Raw genomic sequence first — 19,400 nt, forward strand, 5'->3', positions numbered from 1 at the left:
TCATTTTGGGTATTTGCTTGTCATTACAACACAATTGAGGAGGACGACTTGAATGGCTCAAGGGAAAGGCGTATGGCGAAAAGGAAGCTTGACCGCCGCGTTGGCAGTGATGCTGGCGATGACGGGCACGACCGGAGGTGTGGCTGCGGAAGACTTGTCCGAGCCGACGCTGCAGGCTGATTCAGCAATCGCTGCTGAACAGAACCGCAGCGGCAGCATCCAGCTGGAAAAGCTGGATCGGGGATTGGTAGCTGCGGTGACGCAGGAGGGAGTATTTTTAAGCTGGCGGTTGTTGGCTCAGGAAGTAAGTGGCTATGGCCCAACAGGGCTGACGGGAGCGAACTTTAACGTATACCGTGACGGCAAGAAGATTGCGACGGTGACCGACAGCACCAACTATGTCGATAAGGAAGGCACCGGAAATGCGGTGTACAGGGTGGTATCGGTTGTTAACGGGCGGGAAAAGGATCGCAGTGCCAAAGTGAAGCCATGGCAGCAGGGTTACTATGAGCTTCCTCTTCAAAAGCCCGCCGATGGCACAACACCCGCAGGTGAAGCCTATACCTACTCAGCCAACGATATGAGCGTGGGAGATGTGGACGGAGACGGGCAATATGAATTTTTTGTAAAATGGGACCCGTCGAATTCCAAAGATGTATCTCAGAAAGGTTATACCGGAAATACGTATGTCGATGCGTATACGTTCGAGGGCAAGCTGCTGTATCGGATTGACCTTGGTGTGAATATTCGATCAGGTGCGCATTATACACAGATGATGGTGTACGATTTTGATGGAGACGGCAAAGCCGAGCTGATGTTCAAGACGGCTCCAGGCACCAAAACGATTACTTTTGACAAGAAGGGCAAGCCGAAAAAAGAGAAATATATTACCTTGCCCCGCGAGGATCGCAAAGCTGGAATTACACATCAGGATGATTACCGTTTGAGCCGCACGGATTATTATGAGCATGTAGTGAACATGTTCATGAACTGGACAAAGCATGAGGAAGTGGTCAAAGGACAGTGGCCTGCTACGCTGGAGGAGTGCTTTGGTATTGCTCCAAAGTACAGCTATCCGTTATCCCGAAAGGATGCGGAAAGCCTGACGGACTATTTTATGGATGTATATGCACCTTCGCGGAGCGACAAAAACAAACTGAGAGAGTTCGAAGGCTTTATTGTGGATGGACCGGAGTATTTGACCATTTTCAAAGGAAAAACGGGAGCTGAGCTGGAAACCATCCGCTATGAGCCAGAGCGCCATGACGACGGCCTCATGTGGGGAGATTATGCCATGGCCCGGATTGAACCTGCCAACCGTGTAGATCGTTTCCTGGCAGGGGTGGCTTATCTGGATGGTCGCAAGCCTTATGCCGTATTTGCACGCGGCTATTATACCCGTTCCACGCTGGTCACCTATACATGGGACGGCCGTCATCTCCAAAAGCATTGGATGGTAGACAGTGGCTGGACACCGATGACCAATCCGTTCAACGACAGTCCGCACGGACGGGACGGAACGGACCCGAAATTTGGCACCTTGACTACACAGGGAGCGCACTCACTAAGTATGGTGGATGTAGATGATGACGGCAAGGACGAGATCGTATACGGCTCTGCTACCATCGACCATGACGGCAGCCTACTGTACAGCTCGTTTGATGTTATGCCCCCTGAAAGCGCCATTCCGGGCCAAACCGCCAGACTGGGACACGGTGATGCGCTGCATGTGACCGATATTGACCCGGATCGGCCGGGCAAAGAAATCTTTATGGTGCATGAGGGTGGAACCTATGCTCCCTATGGCTATTCGCTACGGGATGCCAAGACGGGCAAAGTCATCTACGGCGGATATTCCGGCAAAGATACAGGCCGGGGTATGGTCGGCGACATAGACCCTGATCAGCGGGGGCTGGAAACCTGGGCTATGGGCTTGTGGACTGCGGCGGGCAAGCAGCTTGATACGAAGATGCCTGGCACCAATATGAGTATCAAATGGGCTGCCAACATGACCACACAAATCGTGAACGGGGCGATCGACGTAACCCCGACCATTGAAGATTGGAAACGAGGCACATTGCTGACCGCAACAGGCACCAAAACGAACAATTATACGAAAGGAACGCCATCGCTGGTTGCCGACGTTTTCGGAGATTGGCGCGAGGAAATGCTTGTCCGTACAGCGGATAGCTCGGCGATCCGTATCTATTTGAGCACCGAGCCTACAACGCATAAATTATACACGTTGATGCATGATCCGCAGTACCGGGCGGATGTGGCGCGTCAAAATACCGGCTATAATCAGCCGTCCTATACCAGCTTTTACTTCGCATCCGATATGGATTGGGCAAAGGTGCCGATTCCCAAGCTCTACACGCCAAGAGCCTTGATGGAGGAAGAGAGCAGCGACGAAGCGGATCAGATAGAGGCATCGGAGGTCGATGACAAGGCAATCGATGTAAAGGAAGTAGATGAAGCGGAACGAGATACGAAGGAATTGAAGACTGACTCGGCGGAACCAGCAGAGGGTTTATAACAGCAAACCGGAAGCCTGCGACCTTTTGCCGCATTCATCATGATTGAATTTAGACAATGGCAAGCCTCTACTTATTTAGAGGCTTGCCATTTTTCATTTTTAGAGCCTTTCAAGTGGCTTGTCCAATCCTTGCCAGAGGCAGGTGCTATAAGCTTATTAAGACTTAAATGGGGTTAAACGAAGTCGTTCAGAGGGGTATAATACAATACAGTGCTGTATAAAGTGCGAATAGATGGTTTTACGGCAGGTTCGATTCATATGATGAATAGATGCTGATCTGGAAGGACGGCTGTCTGGCAATTGGAGGAATGCTTGTGGGGATGATGTTCTCTTTTCTAAAAAAATATCGGATTCCGGCCATCGCAGCGCTCGTGATGATGCTGCTGGAACTGACAGTGGAGTTATCGCAGCCGTATTTGATCTCCAAAATCATTGATGAAGGAATCCGGCAGCAGGATTTGTCCATTGTCTGGTTATGGGGCAGTGTGCTGGTAGGGAGTGCCGTTATCGCCTTTATGGCGGGCATTGCCAGCTCCTTTTTTGCTTCACATGCAAGTCAGGGCTTTGGCTATGACCTGCGGGAAAAGCTGTACCGTAAGGTCCAGTCCTTTTCCTATCCGGTATTTAAGCGTTTTGCCACCTCATCGCTGATTACGCGTTTGACGGGGGATGTTACGCAAGTACAGGATACGGTGTTTATGAGCCTGCGGTTTATGACACGGGTTCCGCTGGTGGTTATCGGCAGTATTGTGATGGCGTTGGTCGTACATTTCAGGCTCGGCCTGCTGCTGGCGATCATGGCCCCGGTGCTGTTTGTGTTTGTGCTGGTGATGATGCGGCGAACGGTCACTTTGTTTAAAGGTGTTCAGCGTCGGCTGGATGATGTTAATGGGGTGATTCAGGAAAATCTGACCGGAATTCGGCTGATTCGGGTGTTTGTGCGGATGCGGCATGAAATCGAGCGTTTTGCCCATTATGGAGGCGAATTGATGAAAGGGACGGTGTCTGCTTTACGCTGGACAGAAACGACGATGCCGTTCATTTTGTTTACGATGAATGTGGGAATTATTGCGGTTCTGTGGTTCGGAAGAGGGCAAATTTCCACAGGGGATGCGAGTGTAGGACAGGTGGTCGCAGTCGTCAATTATTCCTTGCGGACGATTGGGGCCTTGTCTGCCTTGTCCGGTATCGTGGTCGTGTTTTCGCGGGCGACCGCATCCACGGGACGGATTCGAGAGGTGCTGGAAACATCTCATGAAGAACATGGAGAGGGTGCGTCTACTCCGGCACATAACATGCGAATGAAGGGAAAGGTGGAATTGGAGCGGGTGAGCTTTCATTATCCGGGCAGCGATTTGACTGTACTGAAGGATATTTCGTTCAAAGCTGGGCCAGGTGAGCGTATAGCGATCATGGGGGCTACGGGCTCGGGCAAATCCTCGCTTGTGCAGCTAATTACACGTCTGTATGAGGAAGATGCCGGCCATGTGTGCTTTGATGGAAAAGACGCGCATGAGCTGGATGTTTCCATACTGCGTGAGGCCATCGGCTATGTACCGCAGGAGGTGCTGTTATTCACCGGCACGATTCGCGACAATATCGCTTGGGGGCTGGAAAATGCCAGCCTGGAGCAGATTCAGGAGGCTGCCCGGATGGCGCAAATTCATGATACGATTGAACGCCTGCCGCAAGGCTATGACACCTTGCTTGGGCAGCGTGGTGTCAATCTGTCCGGCGGTCAGAAGCAGCGGCTGTCCATTGCCCGCGCGCTCGTGCGCCGTCCGGCGGTGCTTATTCTGGACGACAGCACGAGTGCGCTGGATGTGCGAACCGAAGCAGCTCTGCTGAAAGCGCTGGATGGGCTATCCTGCACGACATTTCTCATTACACAGAAGATCAGCTCGACTGCATCGGCGGATCAGATATTACTGCTCGATGAGGGTCGTATGATCGCGAGCGGGAGTCATGAGCATCTGCTGAATAGCTCAGAACTGTATCGCCGCATCTATGAATCACAATACGGAAAGGAGGAGCCGCATGCTCAAGAAACTCATTGAGCCATTCCGTCAGCCAACACCATCGTCCGGTGTGCTGCGTAATCCGGCAGGAGCCGAAGGACGCAGCAAGGCCAAAGCGAAGAACTGGTTCGGCACGTTAGGCCGGATATGGGCTTATTTGGCCCGTCGCAAGGCCAAGCTGATGCTGGTGCTGTTTATGGTCATGCTCAGCTCCGGGCTGGCTCTGCTAGGTCCATATTTGGTCGGCGTCGCGGTGGATGATTTTCTCGAAGGTCCAGGTGGACGAACGTGGGTTTATTTTCTTATTGGATTAGGGGCTGTATATTTGCTCAACTCGCTGACCTCCTGGCTGCAAAACATCTGGATGATTGAAATCGCCCAAGAGACCGTATACCGGATGCGTTTTGACCTATTTTCGCATTTGCATCGGTTGCCGATTCCTTTTTACGGCAAACGTCAACAGGGAGAAATCATGAGCCGTCTGACCAATGATATCGAAAATGTCAGTTCGACGCTGAACAGCTCGGCTATTCAAATTTTTTCGAGCATCTTGACGCTGGTCGGTACGCTTGCAGTCATGCTGTGGTTAAGTCCTTTGATGACACTATTGACCTTTATTGTAGTGCCGCTAATGGCAGCCGGGATGCGCTGGATTACCCGTCGTACTGGGCCTTTATACAAGGAACGCCAGCAGAATCTGGGGGAACTGAATGGCTTCATCGAAGAAACGCTGTCCGGGCAGCAGATTATTAAAGCATTTTCGCAGGAAAAGAGAGTCATCCACGGTTTTGGTGAGCGGAATGACCGCATTCGTCTGTCAGGCTTCTGGGCACAAACCATTTCCGGCTTTATCCCCAAGCTGATGAACGGACTGAATAATCTCAGCTTTGCTATGGTAGCGGGGATCGGCGGGATTTTGGCCATTCACGGCTCGATTACTATAGGTACGATTATCGTATTCGTAGAGTATGCCCGCCAGTTCACCAGACCGCTGAACGATTTGGCGAACCAGTGGAACACGCTGTTGTCTGCCATTGCCGGAGCTGAGCGTGTATTCGAGATATTGGATGAGGATGAAGAGTCCAAGGACGAGCAGGGGGCGATAGCTCTGAAGCATGTAGAAGGGGCTGTACGGTTTGCCGATGTTTCCTTCGCTTATGATGAAGGGAGCGATACGTTGGAAGGCATTTCGTTTGAAGCCAAGCCCGGCGAAATGATTGCATTGGTCGGTCCAACCGGGGCTGGAAAAACAACGCTGATTCAGCTGCTTTCCAGGTTCTATACTCCAGGCAAGGGAACGATTACGCTGGACGGGCGCGACATTACGACCATACAGCGTGAAAGCTTGCGCTCCCATATGGCGTTTGTGCTGCAGGATTCCTTTCTGTTTCAGGGAACCATCCGTGAAAATATCCGCTTCGGCAGGCTGGATGCCACCGATGAGGAGATTGAGCAGGCATCCAGGATGGCGAATGCTCACTCCTTTATCATGCGGATGAAGGACGGGTATGACAAGGTGTTGGAGGCTAACGGCAGCGGCATCAGTCAAGGACAAAAACAGCTGCTGGCGATTGCCCGCGCAATTTTGGCCAACCCCTCCATTCTTGTTCTCGACGAGGCAACCAGCAGCATCGATACCATTACCGAGATCAAAATACAAGAAGGACTGGAGCGGCTCATGCAGGGGCGAACAAGTTTCGTCATCGCGCATCGGCTGAATACCATTCGTCAGGCTGACCGGATTCTGGTTTTGAAGGATGGCCGTCTGGAGGAGCAGGGCTCTCATGATGAACTGCTGACCCATAAAGGCTTTTACAGCGACTTATATTATGGTCAGTTAAGAAAGCAAAGCTCTTAAGCTGGCTCAGGTTGCAGTCCGCCAAATTACAAAACTCCAATGAATGACGAAGAAACGCTAAACTGGATTCGCAGCCACCAGTCATTGGGGTTCCTTAGACCTGCTCCAATGGAGCCCAATGTGTAAATCAAGAATAAATCAGCACATTCTGTTTAGATACCCTAAAACTGTGACACCTCAATTCAGAGTAACTACACCTTTGTGATTTTAAGAGGACTGTAGAAACTTTTTCTGCTCAAAGCAGCGGAGAGGACGGAACGATTGTGGAAAAGCGGTAGCGGTCGCCTTTGTCTCCGGATTTTCACCGCTAAGGTAAAATTAAAAAATCTGGAGACAACAGCGATTGGAACAACGGTCCGTTCGCGGAGCGTCCATATGAGTGTTTACGTACATCCTAATCGAAAAACAACAGGGGTGTCCCAGCAGCCATGAAATGGCTGCTGGGACACCCCCAAACCGACACAATATATCTTTTAATAGTTTCAGAAAAGCATTGCCTTATTATACAGATTCAGTAACCGGGCTGTGTAAAGGAGTGGCTTCAAGCTCAACAGGTTCTGGAGCAAGCTCCGCCTGTCTGTCGGGATGAAACTCATTTTCCGATTTGGCGACGATGACGGTAGCGACTCCGTTACCAATCAGATTGGTGATGGCGCGTGCTTCCGACATGAAACGGTCCACACCGAGCAGCAGCGCCATTCCCGCCAGCGGAATGGAAGGGAACGCTGCGAGTGTGGCTGCCAGCGTGATAAATCCAGAGCCCGTGACGCCTGCTGCTCCCTTCGAGGTCAGCATGAGAATACCGAGCAATGTCAGCTGCTGCCATAGAGTCATATCAACACCGGAGGCCTGAGCTACGAAAATGGCGGCCATGGACAAATAGATGGCCGTACCATCCAGGTTAAACGAATAGCCTGTTGGAATGACCAGACCGACCACCGATTTGGAGCAGCCGTATTTCTCCATTTTGTCCATCATACGTGGCAGGGCCGACTCGGAGGATGAAGTGCCGAGTACAAGCAAAATTTCTTCTTTGATATAAGCAATAAACTTGAAAATGCTGAAACCGTACATGCGAGCAATCAGACCGAGCACAATGATAACAAAGAGGGCCATGGTCAGATAAACGGAGCCCATCAGCTTGCCGAGAGAGGTCAATGACCCGATGCCGAATTTACCAATAGTGTATGACATCGCACCGAATGCGGCGATTGGCGATAATTTCATGACCATATTGACGATGCCAAAGAAGGCGTGTGATAGCTTGTCGAACAGGACAATAACGGGTTTGGCTTGCTCTCCCATGGCCGTCAGTGACAGCCCGAAGAGAATGGCAAAGAGCAGGATAGGCAGCAGCTCTCCGCCTGCCATAGCGCTGACTACATTTTCAGGAATAATGTCGACAATGAAATCAACGAATCCATGACTTGATTCTGCTGCTTTTTGAGCATATTGAGATACGTCTCCGGTTGCTTTACTCACATCAATGCCAGCTCCCGGTCTGATCAGATTGACCACAATCAGACCAATGGCCAGCGCAATCGTGGTAACGATTTCAAAATAGAGAAGCGCCTTTCCGCCGATACGCCCGACCTTTTTCATGTCCCCCATGCTGGCAATACCGTGAACAACCGTAAAAAATACAATGGGTGCGATGACCATCTTGATAAGCTTGATAAAAGCGTCTCCGAGCACTTTTAGCTTTTCGCCTGTTGTAGGAAAAAAGTGACCCAGAAGAATGCCCAGAACAATAGCGATAACGACCTGAACCGTCAAGTTTTTAAAATTAATTCTCAGTTTCATAGGGATACGCTCTCGCTTTCCTTTGATTTTTGAAAACGCTTTATTTTTGTATCCCCAGTGTAAAAGCTACGTTCCTGGCAAACAAGAATACGGTCATAACGTTCTTTTTGGTCTTTAAGGTCCCTGAATCATATCCATCAGATCCGACCCGATGACGGGGGTGAACTCCTGATAGAGTACGCGCAGACGTTTCCTCCAAAGCATACGCTCATCCTCGGACAGACGGGTAATGGTGATATCTCCAGCCTGTCGCAGTTGGCTAAGCCGATTGGCAGTTTCATCTGTTTCCCGTTTGTTCCAGCGTGTCGTTTCCTCAAGTGCCTCCTGCAGCACCTGCTTGGCGCCACTTGGGAGGCTATCCCAATAGGATTTGTTAAATACGACGGCATACCCCAAATAGCTGTGATTGCTAATGGTCATATATCGTTGCACCTGGTAAAACCGTTTGGTAAGGATGTTGGATATTGTGTTCTCCTGTCCGTCTGCCGTGCCTGTCTCCAGATTGTGGTATATTTCATTGAAAGGAGTACTAATGGTCGATGCCCCAAGTGCTTCAAACTGACGTTCCAACACCTTGCTTGGCTGGATACGGAATTTCAGGCCTACAAAGTCTGCGGGCTGGCTAATGGGATGGGTGTTGTTCGTGATCTGTCGAAAGCCGTTGGACCAGAAAGCAACGCCTTTCATTCCATGGGGTTCAAGTGTTTGCGATAACCGCTTGCCCAATGGCCCGTTCAGAGCCTGATCGACACCAGCTTGATTCTCGAAGGCAAATGGAAGATCCATCACCAGCCAGGCCGGATCAATCGCATTCAAATTGGAAAATGAAGGAGCGATCATCTGGATTTCTCCCTGTTGAAGTGCAGCCACTTCGGTGGATTCTGAGTAGCGTATTCCATTAGGGAACACTTGAATCTCAATCTGATCTTTGGATTTTTCTTTAACAAGCTGGGCAAAACGAGCCGCAGCCAGTCCTTTGGGCGAATTCTCGGCCACAACATGGCTGAATTTGATCACGATCCGATCCTTCAGACCAGTAATTTCATCATCATAAGGGAGCTCTTCGCCAAAATTTTTTTGAAAACCGATCATATAAGCCGTTAGAATGCCCAGTATGAGCAAAACGGAAAATCCAACAGCTCTTTTCACAAAGTACCCCCCTCTGTTGCTATTTTAGACCCATTATTCCACAATGATATTCAAAGGTAAACGCTTTAATAGGGAAGGAACAAATGATGAACAGACTTCGCATGTATTGGAAAATTATGATACTTTCATTTGGGGTCGTGCTGTTCGCTCTTTTGATCGGCGGTCTTTTTTTGCTGGGTATCACTACCCGGATCAAGGAAGAAGAACTCAAACAGCGACTTACGATTACGGCTCAGACGGTTGCGAATCTGCCGGACGTAGTGGAACGAATTAATGATCCGAATGCTTCTGCCGTGATTGCGCCTATGGCGGACAAAATTCGGATATTAAACAACGCATCTTATATTGTCGTACTCGATATGAACCGCAAACGGTTGTCTCATCCGCTTTCGGAGCGAATCGGCGGAACATTTCAGGCTCGGGATGATGATGCCGCATTTGCTGAACATACGTATGTCTCCAAAGTTCGCAGCGAAGCGGGGATTGGCTTGCGTTCCTTTGTGCCGATTATGAATGCTTCCTCGGAGCAGGTGGGCGTCGTTGTAGCGGGTGGTCTGCTGCCAAGCGTGACGGAGATTATCCGGCAGGAAAAACAATCCATCATCATGACTTCGCTGCTGTCGATGATGTTTGGTGTGATTGGCTCTGCCTTGCTGGCCCGTCATATTAAGCTCCAGATGTTCAACCTGGAGCCGCAGGAGATTGCGAGGATGTTTCGTGAGCGAAGTGCGGCCTTTCAGGCAATGCACGAGGGTGTCATTGCCATTGACCGCAACTGTATCATTACCATTTTCAACGAGCGAGCCAAACAAATTTTCGATGTACACCGTAATGTAACAGGATTGCCGATTCGTGAGGTCATTCGGGATACCCGTTTGCCAGAGGTGCTTGAGTCGGGAGTTGCGATTCTGAGCCAGGAGCTGAAAATTGGCGGGACCATTATTTGGAGCAACCGAATTCCCATTCGCGAACAGGGAGTTACGATGGGGGCGATCTCCATATTTCAGGACAAAACCGAGGTAACGAGAATGGCCGAGGAGCTCACGGGGGTCAAAGAGTTTGTTCATGCGCTTCGTGCACAAAACCATGAGCATATGAACAAAATGCATACTGTCGCCGGCTTGCTCCAGCTAGGACAGCAGAACGAGGCTTTGAGCTATCTGTTTGAGGTGACCGAGCAACAGGAGGAGATGACACGCTTTCTGCAGAAGCATTTCGATGACGACGGAGTTGCAGGTTTGCTGCTCGGTAAAATTAGCCGTGGCAAAGAGCTTGGCATTGATATTAGAATTGATCCTGATAGCAAAATGAATGGGTTTCCCCGGCTGATTGACCGGCATGATTTCGTTTTGCTACTCGGAAATCTAATTGAGAATGCCTTTGATGCGCTGGCAGATACAGAGGACGGCTCCAAGGAGATTTATGTCAGCATTCGGCAGGACGACGAATATATGTCCATATTGGTCGAGGATAATGGCTGTGGCATGTCGGAGACGACGAAGAAACGAATGCTCGAACGCGGATTTACGACCAAGGACGGAGAGAGTCGCGGCATGGGCCTGCATTTACTGAGCGGAATTGTCACCAAGGGGAATGGCCGCCTGACCTGCGAGTCTTCACTCGGCTTGGGAACTTCGATAGAGATTCTATTCCCGTTAAAGGAGAGAGGGAGCGACGATGAGTAAACCTATAAAATCATCTTTTCGTGTGCTGCTAGTCGAGGATGACCCAATGGTACAAGAGGTGAATCGGCAGTTTATCGAACAGGTTGACGGGTTCCAGGTCATAGGTGTGGCTTCCAATGGACTGCGGGGGCTGGAGCTGATCGATGAACTAAAGCCTGATCTGGTTTTTCTTGACGTATTCATGCCGTCGCTCGATGGCATATCGACCCTGCAGCGCATCCGTTCCATGGCATTGCCTGTAGATGTAGTTGTCGTGACGGCCGCGAAGGACACGGAGACGATCCGTGAAATGATGCGAAATGGAGCGTTCGATTATATCATGAAGCCGTTCAAGGTCGAGCGTATCCACCATACATTGGAGCGCTACCGGGTACAGCAGGCCGGATTATGGGCGAAAGAAGTAGGAACCCAGGAAGAGCTGGACCTCATTATGCAAAATGGAGAAGCTGCCAAGGAAGCGGTAGTCCCTGCTCCAGTATACGAAGAATGGGCCATGTCTTACGATGAGCTGCCAAAAGGCTTGAATGCGGCCACCCTGAAGCAGGTGCTTGCGGTCATGGAGCAGCATGGCGGCAAACTGTCTGCTGAAGAAACCGCGGAGGGAGTGGGGATTGCTCGTGTAACGGCAAGAAGATACCTGGATTATCTGGAGAAAAAAGGGATCGTGCGCCTGGTTGTGCATTACGGCGGGGTCGGTCGTCCCGTTAACCGGTATGAGCTGCTGCGTGACCAAAATGACCATAAGTAACAATATGGACAAAAGCTTCCCAACGCTTTTATGAAAGCGGTAACATGTGAAAGCAAAGGAGCTGAATAAGCTTCAATACATGTGTCTGCCTTTGGACTGTACACGTGTTATGAATAGAATAGGAGCGGATGTACGTGGCCTTTAATAGTTTGATTCTTCGATTGGAGCTTGTTCACTCCAAAGTAAACTTCGGTGAGGTCGCATCAACCATCAGCCGTGCTGGGGGAGACATTACCTCCATTGATGTTATTCGTCCCGGACAGGATTTGTCCGTGCGTGATATCACAGTCCACGTCGCTGAAGTAGAAGAGGCATCACTAATCGAATCACTCAAGTCGTTAGCAGGCGTTCAACTTATTAATGTTTCCGACCGCACGTTTCTCGCGCATCTGGGAGGTAAAATATCAATCCGGCCCAATTTGCCGATTAAAAATCGGGATGATCTATCGCGGGTATATACGCCGGGAGTGGCTAGGGTCTGTACGTCCATTCATGAAAATCCGAAAAAAGCGTACTCCCTGACCATCAAACGAAATACCGTCGCGGTTGTTACCGATGGCACCGCCGTGCTTGGGCTCGGCGATATCGGTCCGCATGCGGCTGCACCCGTGATGGAAGGCAAAGCGATGCTGTTCAAGCAGCTGGCAGGAGTCGATGCATTCCCCATTTGTCTGGACACCAAAGATACAGAGGAAATCATTCGTACGATTAAGGCGATTAGCCCGATTTTCGGAGGAATTAATTTAGAGGATATCAGTTCTCCGCGCTGTTTCGAGATTGAAACCCGCTTGGCTGAAGAATTAGATATTCCGGTTTTCCACGATGATCAGCACGGGACGGCGGTGGTTGTGATTGCCGGGCTGCTGAACGCACTGAAGGTGGTTGGCAAGCGGATCGAAAATGTTCGGGTCGTTGTCAATGGAATAGGGGCCGCGGGCGTGTCGATATGTAAAATGCTGCTCGCCGCAGGAGTGAGCCGTCTGGTTCCGGTAGACCGGGATGGAGCCATTATACGAGGTGGAACCTATCAATATCCAATGTGGCAGTGGCTGGCAGATCAGCCTCAAGTAGAGTCACAGCCAGGTACATTGAAGGATGTCATTGCAGATGCGGATGTGTTCATCGGCGTGTCGCGGGGCAATCTGCTGAATACCGCGGATGTACAGCGTATGGCTGCGGACAGCATTGTTTTTGCCATGGCTAATCCACAGCCGGAAATTGCTCCCGAGGAAGCCATACCGCATGTGCGTGTATTTGCAACAGGGCGAAGCGACTATCCCAACCAGATCAACAATGTGCTTGTGTTTCCGGGGATATTCAGAGGAGCGCTCGATTGCCGGGCGCGCCACATCAACGAGCCGATGAAGTTAGCCGCCGCCCGTGCCATTGCTTCTGTTGTAAGTGAACGGGAATTAAACGAGCAATATATTATCCCGAGCATATTCAACGAACAGGTCGTTACCGAGGTGAGGAAGTCTGTGATTGAAGCGGCTATTCTGACCGGAACGGCCCGGCGTATTCCACCGGATTTCAGATAGCCAAAGGATTTTAGATCGTCTGGTGGAGCAAAATAGAATAACACGGCTGGGTCTGTTAAACTATGAAAATAGAACGGTTGCAGATACGATGCCGTGTTAGCCTTATCTATTTTGCGGAGGTGCGGGGATGAACGGAAGTCTGTTTGAGCTGCGTTTGCGGGACGGGGATTATATTCCCCGTTTCTTTGCTTACTATTACAAGCAGTGGCGCGACTATACCATGCCGTATCACGATCATCGTTCCACTGAGATCATGTACATGATTTCCGGCTTGTGCCGGGTGGATGTACAAACAGGAGGGAAGGCGGAAAGCATTACGCTGCGTAAAGGCGAGTTTATTATGCTGGACGCAGGCGTACCGCACCGACTGGTGGTGGAGGGAGAACAATCGTGCCGGATGCTGAACGTAGAGTTTGGTTTTATGGAGGGAATGAGTGTAGGCCCGTCAATCCGGCAAATGGCAGCGGAGGAGCAGGAGGTCACAGCCTTAATGTCGCGTCCGTTCCCGTATCTGGTACTTTCGGACCCGGAAGAGGTATATTTTACGCTGAAAAGTCTCGTGCTGGAACTGGATCAACGCAAAGAACATCCGGGTGCAATGGCAGAACTGCTTTTTATGCAGCTGCTGGTACGAATTGCGCGTCTGCGGGAAGAGGCAGAGCGCAGCAACACGCAGCAAACGGATATGTACGTCAAACGCTGTCTTGAATTTCTCCATCTGAACTATGACCGGGATATTGTGGTCCAGGATATGGCGGCAGCCGTAAATCTGCATCCAGGGTATTTGCACCGTATTTTCAAAAAACACACCAGACAAACACTCACCGCTTATTTGACCATGCTGCGAATGGACAAGGCCCGAATGCTGCTTCAGCAAACGGACATTCCCATTCAGGAAATTGCCGATTACGTAGGTGTGGGCAGCAGGCAGTATTTTCATATGTTGTTCAAAAAGCACACAGGCAAGACGCCAGTTGAATACCGTTCTGCTGTAGAACGCCATGTATGGAACTATGCAGAGGAGGAAGGGGACTGAATATATAGGAAGTTTTATGATTAATTCATATTCGTGAGGAGCTTACCTGATAAAAAAGGTAGGCTTTTTTTGCTTTCGTATTAGGCAATTTGATTCAGGTTCTAAAGAATCATTTTATCGAATAAAGAAGGTATATCTCAAGAAGAGCAAAGGTGGATGTCACTATCTAACATGACGGAAGGTGCTTTTGTATTTGATGGACGAGGAGGAGGACGAGGCCCAAGTGCAGAAGAATTTAAACAGTTTTCCTCACAGTCGAGCAAGCAACAAATAACCGAGGAAATAATTTCCGATAGTGTCCCAGTGAAACAGCAATCGAAAAATATACTCGAACAAGAAGTTAACATTGGGACTAAGGGAACGGGGAAAGATAAGACGTTCGTTGATCAAATGGATACTGAAGAAGCTGCCCGCTATAAAAGATATTGGGAACAGGACTATAAAGATATATCTAAAGGTCAGATGAATACAAGACAAAGACAGTACACAGCACCTGGTACTAGGAGTATTAATGATCAAAAAATTAATGGCAAGACAGGTGAGTTATATGATAGGGAAACAATATACGATCAGTATGGTCGAAGAATAGGTAACAATGATTACACAGATCATGGGAGGCCTGATGTTCCAACACATACGAATCCTCATCATCATGCAAATCCATGGTATAATCCCAACCAACATGGACCAGGAACACCTGGTCTACATCCTGAAACGACGAGGTGGTAAAAATTTTAGCTATAGCACATTATTTATTTGCTGCTTCTTTAAGCGGATACTATAGTAAAGAAGACTGGCAAAATTGGGCGGATATACAGATTCTGAAAGAAGAAAAACCAGAAGAGTGGATCTTTGCTGTTTCGTTGGCGAGTGATCTAGATGCTTTAAGTAAAGCATTAAGTGAGCAATTAATTACTGAGTCCCATACCATTAGAAATACTTCTCTTTTTAGTGATGCTGTCATAGGATTTCTATATCTTAAATTTTTATCCAAACAAATTTCTATGCGTGAGTTACTATTAATGTCAGGAGATGAAGCAGATGGTGGAGAGGGATCTTCAGTATCCTGTGAAGAGTTTTATATGATTTTAAATGAATTAGAGAATAAAAAGCCACTGGAGAAAGACTGCATATTTATTAAGAAAATATCACATTTATATGAAAGTTTTGAAAATATAGCACGTAATCAAATTGAAGTTCTAAAAAATTACTAACAGTTATACACGTTGGTTAGTTTTAAAAAAGTTTATAGAAATGTCCGTATCGATATATTAGATTAGGAGGGCATTTAAATGCTTGTAATAAAGGTTCTAACAAAAATATTTGAGGATTGGGGCGATGATATAGACGATTTTTATATCACTTATCATGTAGATATTGGCCCAAAGGAGATAAATGGAGCATCAGACTTGTTTTCGTTTGAATTAATCAGCCCTAGAAGGTTAGAAAGGATGGTAGGTCAGGCTGATATCATCATAGGACGTGGTCATATTATAACAGGTGACTTTAATGAAAAAAAACTTGAAGAAACATTAAGTCATATTATTAATAAGTGTTCAGATGATGATATTAATAAGGCAAACTATAATCTTTCTAAATACTTTCGTTGGGAGATGGATGAGTAGTTAAGACCTGAAAAATAGTTTGTGTAAACGGAGTTTACAATCCATTAACAAGATCGTACAATACAACCAACAAACCAAACGCTAAACAATTCAAACACTTGAAACTTTTAAAAGCTCTTTCTTCAACTTGTTTTATGAGTAGGAGTGAGCTTTTTTTGCATGCCCAAAATCAAAAGAAGACGAAACGAATGACAGAACGTGAAGATGAGTGTGCAGGAAAGGATTGAGCCTAGTGAGGAGGATAAAAAGAAATGGGGGATTCGTGGAACGTATGTTTATATAACAGTTAATGAAGACTACAGACCTGATATACCTGAAGGAAGTTATTGGGCAGCAGATCGAGTGGTGCGCACAGCAAATGGCGATCCTGATATTGAATATTATGAGAATTGGAAAAAAAGTTATCCTGGCGACTTTTTGATTTTATGAATAAAGAAGGTAGGGAATTCTGCACAGATACCTCGAACAGGAGCAGAATGGAATGATTACTACAAGAGCAAATATGGAGACGGAAATGTTACATGGGTAACGGAGTTGAAATCTTACGATGATATTCTAAGTAATCCCAAAGCATTATGGGGAAAATCAGCTGATGAAGTTGGAAAGACTCTTGGGGATGGATGGACGAGAGGTACGTATGGCTCTGCCGGTACTGGCTGGAAATTTACAAACGGCGATAAGTCAGTATTCTATCATCCAGGAGGAGGAGTGCATGAAGGGTCATACATTGGACTCTCTAGTGGGCAAACCGGTAAAGTCAAGGTGGTGGGACCTGATTATAAACCGTTACCTGGCGATAAAGCTACGATTATTCAAAAATAAGGGGATTTGTTTGATGGAGAAAATATCTATAGAAAAACTTATGGAGCTATACGTGGATACGATCAATAAGTGTGGGACGTACCTGCTAAGCGAGGAGGATATGGTAATCGAGTATAACATCTTTGAAGAATTTGATACTGGGGTTACTTCTTTTTTACACGCTGATATCTTGCAACAACTAAATGATGCTGGACTAATCAGTGTTGAGATAATGAATAAAAGTTCTATTTTAAGAAACTTGGTTCTGGAATTACAACAAGGCGATGAATGGAATATTAATGCAGTTAGAAATTCACCTGAATGGAGGAAAGTACTTGAACTAGCTGACGAAATCAAGGGTTACTTTGCGGCTGAATAAATAGTCTCACTGGGGTCTGTTAAGAATTTTTGTAAACCCATTTACAATCCCATTAACAAGATCGCACAATACAATCAACAAACCAAACGCTAGACAAATCAAACACTTTATAAAATTTCAAAAGCTCTTTCCCACTTGAACTATGAGTAGGAATGAGCTTTTTTTTGCATGCCCAGAATCAAAGGAGGACGAAACGAATGACAAAGCGTGAACAGGTAGTGGTAGAAGAATTGAAGAACCAGCAATCTGCATAGGAAGTAGAAAAGGAGGTACGCTCTATTGCCCAAGTCCGTGCAACATACGAACAGCTTATGGAGGAAATCCCCAGCAAGCCAGAGAATTGCGAGAGCAAACAGCAGAGTTACTGACGATGATTTAGAAAAAGCTATGAGTTTAAATGAGGATGCTGAGGCACACATATCCAATCGTGATAAGTAAAGTCCCCATTTATAATTTCAAGTGATTTAAGGAGAAGTGGGCGGGTAAGTTGCAAATAAACAACAAGAAGCCTCTGAAGCATTGCCGATTTTAAGTCGGTATGACTTCAGAGGCCATATGTTTTCAAGCATTATAATACGTGTCCGGGCTTCTTGAGAGCTAAAGTCGGGTTATTTCCCGAGCCACATATTTTCCATCTGTTCAAGTGATCTCCCCTTGGTTTCGGGAACCTTGCGCCATATAAAGAGTACGACGAACAACGAGATGGCTCCGAATATCCAGAAGGTATTGGACGGACCGGCTGAACTCAGCAGAGGAGGGAATGCCTGGGATACCAGATAATCGCCGGCCCATAATGCCATCGAAGCGATGGCGACTGCTTTGCCGCGAATGCGGTTCGGAAAGATCTCCGAGATCATAACCCATACGATCGGCCCAAGCGATATAGCGTAGGCGGCCACGTAGATCAATATCAAGATGAGTATGAGTGGTCCGGTGGTCAAACCCATTTTGAAGGCGGCTCCGATAATGACCAAACAGAGAGTCATCAGCGTGGTGCCGATCATCAACAAGACTTTTCGTCCCGCTTTGTCGATCAGCCATACGGATACGATGGTGAACAACACATTGATCAACCCGATCCAGATGGTCTGGGTCAAAGAGGCGTCCGTACCAAGTCCCATTCCTTTAAAGATAACCGGCGCGTAATACAAAATGGCATTGATGCCGGTAATATGCTGCATAATGGCAAGCATGACACCGATAAAGAGAGCGACCCGAATACCGGGAGCGAACACTTGCTTAAGTGAGTCGCTCTCATCTTTGAACGATTCCTTGATATCAAGCACTTCCTGTTTAGCGGCTTCTTCACCGTGAATTTTCAGCAGAATCGGCAGCGCTTCATAAGGCCGATTCTGTTTAATTAGCCATCTCGGGCTTTCGGGTATGAAGAGCATCAAGAGCATAAAGATCAGTCCCGGAACGGCTCCCACTCCGAACATCCAGCGCCAGGCCGTTGAGACACCCCAGGCCTCATCCCCCATGCTGACGATCCACAAATTCTGAAAATAAACCAGAAAAATGCCCGTTACGATCGCCAACTGATTTAAAGCAACCAAACGGCCTCGGTATTTGGCGGGAGCGATCTCCGCGTTGTACACCGGACAAATGGTGGAAGTGATTCCTATGCCAACGCCACCGATCATGCGAAAGATAACATACCCGGTGAACGTATCCTGAAGTGCAGAGCAGATCGAGCCGACGACGAATAAAAATCCCGCAGCGAGCAATACCTTTTTTCTGCCGATCCTTTCACTCATGTAGCCGGAGAGAGCCGCTCCTGTGACACTCCCGACAATCAGACTCGACACCGCCCAACCAACCTGAAATTCGTTCAGCGAAAAACGCTGCTGCAGGAAGTCGACTGCTCCCGAAACAACCGCGATATCAAATCCGAACAGGATGCCTCCAAGCGCAGCTACGATGGATACCAGCGTAACAAAAAGCATATTGGGTTTTTCTGATTGAAGCGCTTTCTGTTGAGCGCTTTCATTTTTGATGATTACTGCCATATTACCATCTCCCCTCCAAATTCCTGGAAACTCATTCCGTTCTTCGAGGAGAAGTATAACATGCGCTTATAAAAGAAAGGCCGGTTATCGTCTTCAATAAACAGACCATTTCATGCACAATTTTGGCTTCGATTCCCAAATTGGAGACGGAGGGGCTAAACCTAGCATTACCTTGTCATGCGAGCTTAAAAAAATCCATGCCGATGGCCGGTATA

The 19,400-nt window shown here is 48.0% G+C and carries 16 protein-coding genes; 13 read left to right on the forward strand and 3 right to left on the reverse strand.

Going from position 1 to position 19,400, the window contains the following annotated elements; genetic code table 11:
- The first annotated feature begins 52 nt into the window (after positions 1-52).
- The 3 genes from KQI_RS0114475 to KQI_RS0114485 all read left to right on the forward strand — a co-directional run bounded on the left by KQI_RS0114475 (position 53) and on the right by KQI_RS0114485 (position 6,412).
- Positions 53-2,536: a rhamnogalacturonan lyase gene (locus tag KQI_RS0114475; RefSeq protein WP_010347512.1), complete on the forward strand. Its 2,484-nt coding sequence runs from the start codon at positions 53-55 to the stop codon at positions 2,534-2,536.
- A gap of 320 nt (positions 2,537-2,856) precedes the next feature.
- Positions 2,857-4,593, forward strand: coding sequence for an ABC transporter ATP-binding protein (locus KQI_RS0114480; RefSeq protein ID WP_080572150.1), 1,737 nt, complete (start codon positions 2,857-2,859; stop codon positions 4,591-4,593).
- Positions 4,574-6,412, forward strand: a complete 1,839-nt coding sequence (locus KQI_RS0114485) for an ABC transporter ATP-binding protein (protein WP_010347514.1) — start codon at positions 4,574-4,576, stop codon at positions 6,410-6,412. The genes KQI_RS0114480 and KQI_RS0114485 overlap by 20 nt, the downstream gene beginning before the upstream one ends.
- Before the next feature lie 501 nt (positions 6,413-6,913).
- Here KQI_RS0114485 and KQI_RS0114490 read toward each other — a convergent pair.
- Both KQI_RS0114490 and KQI_RS0114495 read right to left on the reverse strand, forming a co-directional pair.
- Positions 6,914-8,215: a dicarboxylate/amino acid:cation symporter gene (locus KQI_RS0114490; protein WP_010347515.1), complete on the reverse strand. Its 1,302-nt coding sequence runs from the start codon at positions 8,213-8,215 to the stop codon at positions 6,914-6,916.
- A 114-nt stretch (positions 8,216-8,329) separates the two neighbouring features.
- Positions 8,330-9,364, reverse strand: a complete 1,035-nt coding sequence (locus tag KQI_RS0114495) for a DctP family TRAP transporter solute-binding subunit (RefSeq protein WP_010347516.1) — start codon at positions 9,362-9,364, stop codon at positions 8,330-8,332.
- Between the two features lie 86 nt (positions 9,365-9,450).
- On the opposite strand from KQI_RS0114495, the gene KQI_RS0114500 reads away from it, so the two are divergent.
- The 10 genes from KQI_RS0114500 (at position 9,451) to KQI_RS27940 (ending at position 17,176) form a co-directional block, all read left to right on the forward strand.
- Positions 9,451-11,049, forward strand: coding sequence for an ATP-binding protein (locus KQI_RS0114500; RefSeq protein ID WP_010347517.1), 1,599 nt, complete (start codon positions 9,451-9,453; stop codon positions 11,047-11,049).
- Positions 11,042-11,797, forward strand: a complete 756-nt coding sequence (locus KQI_RS0114505) for a response regulator (RefSeq protein ID WP_010347518.1) — start codon at positions 11,042-11,044, stop codon at positions 11,795-11,797. Before KQI_RS0114500 ends, KQI_RS0114505 begins: the two co-directional genes overlap by 8 nt.
- A 134-nt stretch (positions 11,798-11,931) precedes the next feature.
- Positions 11,932-13,335, forward strand: coding sequence for an NAD-dependent malic enzyme (locus tag KQI_RS0114510; protein WP_010347519.1), 1,404 nt, complete (start codon positions 11,932-11,934; stop codon positions 13,333-13,335).
- Positions 13,336-13,462: 127 nt separating this feature from the next.
- The gene (locus KQI_RS0114515; RefSeq protein WP_010347521.1) at positions 13,463-14,371 is read left to right on the forward strand and encodes an AraC family transcriptional regulator; all 909 of its coding nucleotides are present in this window, start codon (positions 13,463-13,465) and stop codon (positions 14,369-14,371) included.
- 171 nt (positions 14,372-14,542) lie between these two features.
- Positions 14,543-15,100: a hypothetical protein gene (locus KQI_RS0114520; RefSeq protein WP_010347522.1), complete on the forward strand. Its 558-nt coding sequence runs from the start codon at positions 14,543-14,545 to the stop codon at positions 15,098-15,100.
- Entirely contained in the window at positions 15,094-15,585 is a 492-nt protein-coding gene (locus KQI_RS0114525) for a hypothetical protein (RefSeq protein WP_010347524.1), read from the forward strand. The genes KQI_RS0114520 and KQI_RS0114525 overlap by 7 nt, the downstream gene beginning before the upstream one ends.
- 78 nt (positions 15,586-15,663) lie before the next feature.
- Positions 15,664-15,996, forward strand: coding sequence for an Imm8 family immunity protein (locus KQI_RS0114530; protein ID WP_010347525.1), 333 nt, complete (start codon positions 15,664-15,666; stop codon positions 15,994-15,996).
- Positions 15,997-16,200: 204 nt separating this feature from the next.
- Positions 16,201-16,425, forward strand: coding sequence for a hypothetical protein (locus KQI_RS0114535; RefSeq protein ID WP_010347527.1), 225 nt, complete (start codon positions 16,201-16,203; stop codon positions 16,423-16,425).
- A gap of 105 nt (positions 16,426-16,530) precedes the next feature.
- Positions 16,531-16,818 (forward strand): hypothetical protein, encoded by a 288-nt coding sequence (locus KQI_RS28995; protein WP_197536395.1) that lies wholly within the window; start codon positions 16,531-16,533, stop codon positions 16,816-16,818.
- Positions 16,819-16,831: 13 nt separating this feature from the next.
- The gene (locus KQI_RS27940) at positions 16,832-17,176 is read left to right on the forward strand and encodes a hypothetical protein (protein ID WP_080572147.1); all 345 of its coding nucleotides are present in this window, start codon (positions 16,832-16,834) and stop codon (positions 17,174-17,176) included.
- 608 nt (positions 17,177-17,784) lie between these two features.
- Here KQI_RS27940 and KQI_RS0114550 read toward each other — a convergent pair.
- Entirely contained in the window at positions 17,785-19,185 is a 1,401-nt protein-coding gene (locus tag KQI_RS0114550; RefSeq protein ID WP_010347529.1) for a sugar porter family MFS transporter, read from the reverse strand.
- Positions 19,186-19,400: the final 215 nt, after the last annotated feature.

It is taken from the genome of Paenibacillus peoriae KCTC 3763 (assembly GCF_000236805.1).
Classification (GTDB): Bacteria; Bacillota; Bacilli; order Paenibacillales; family Paenibacillaceae; genus Paenibacillus; species Paenibacillus peoriae.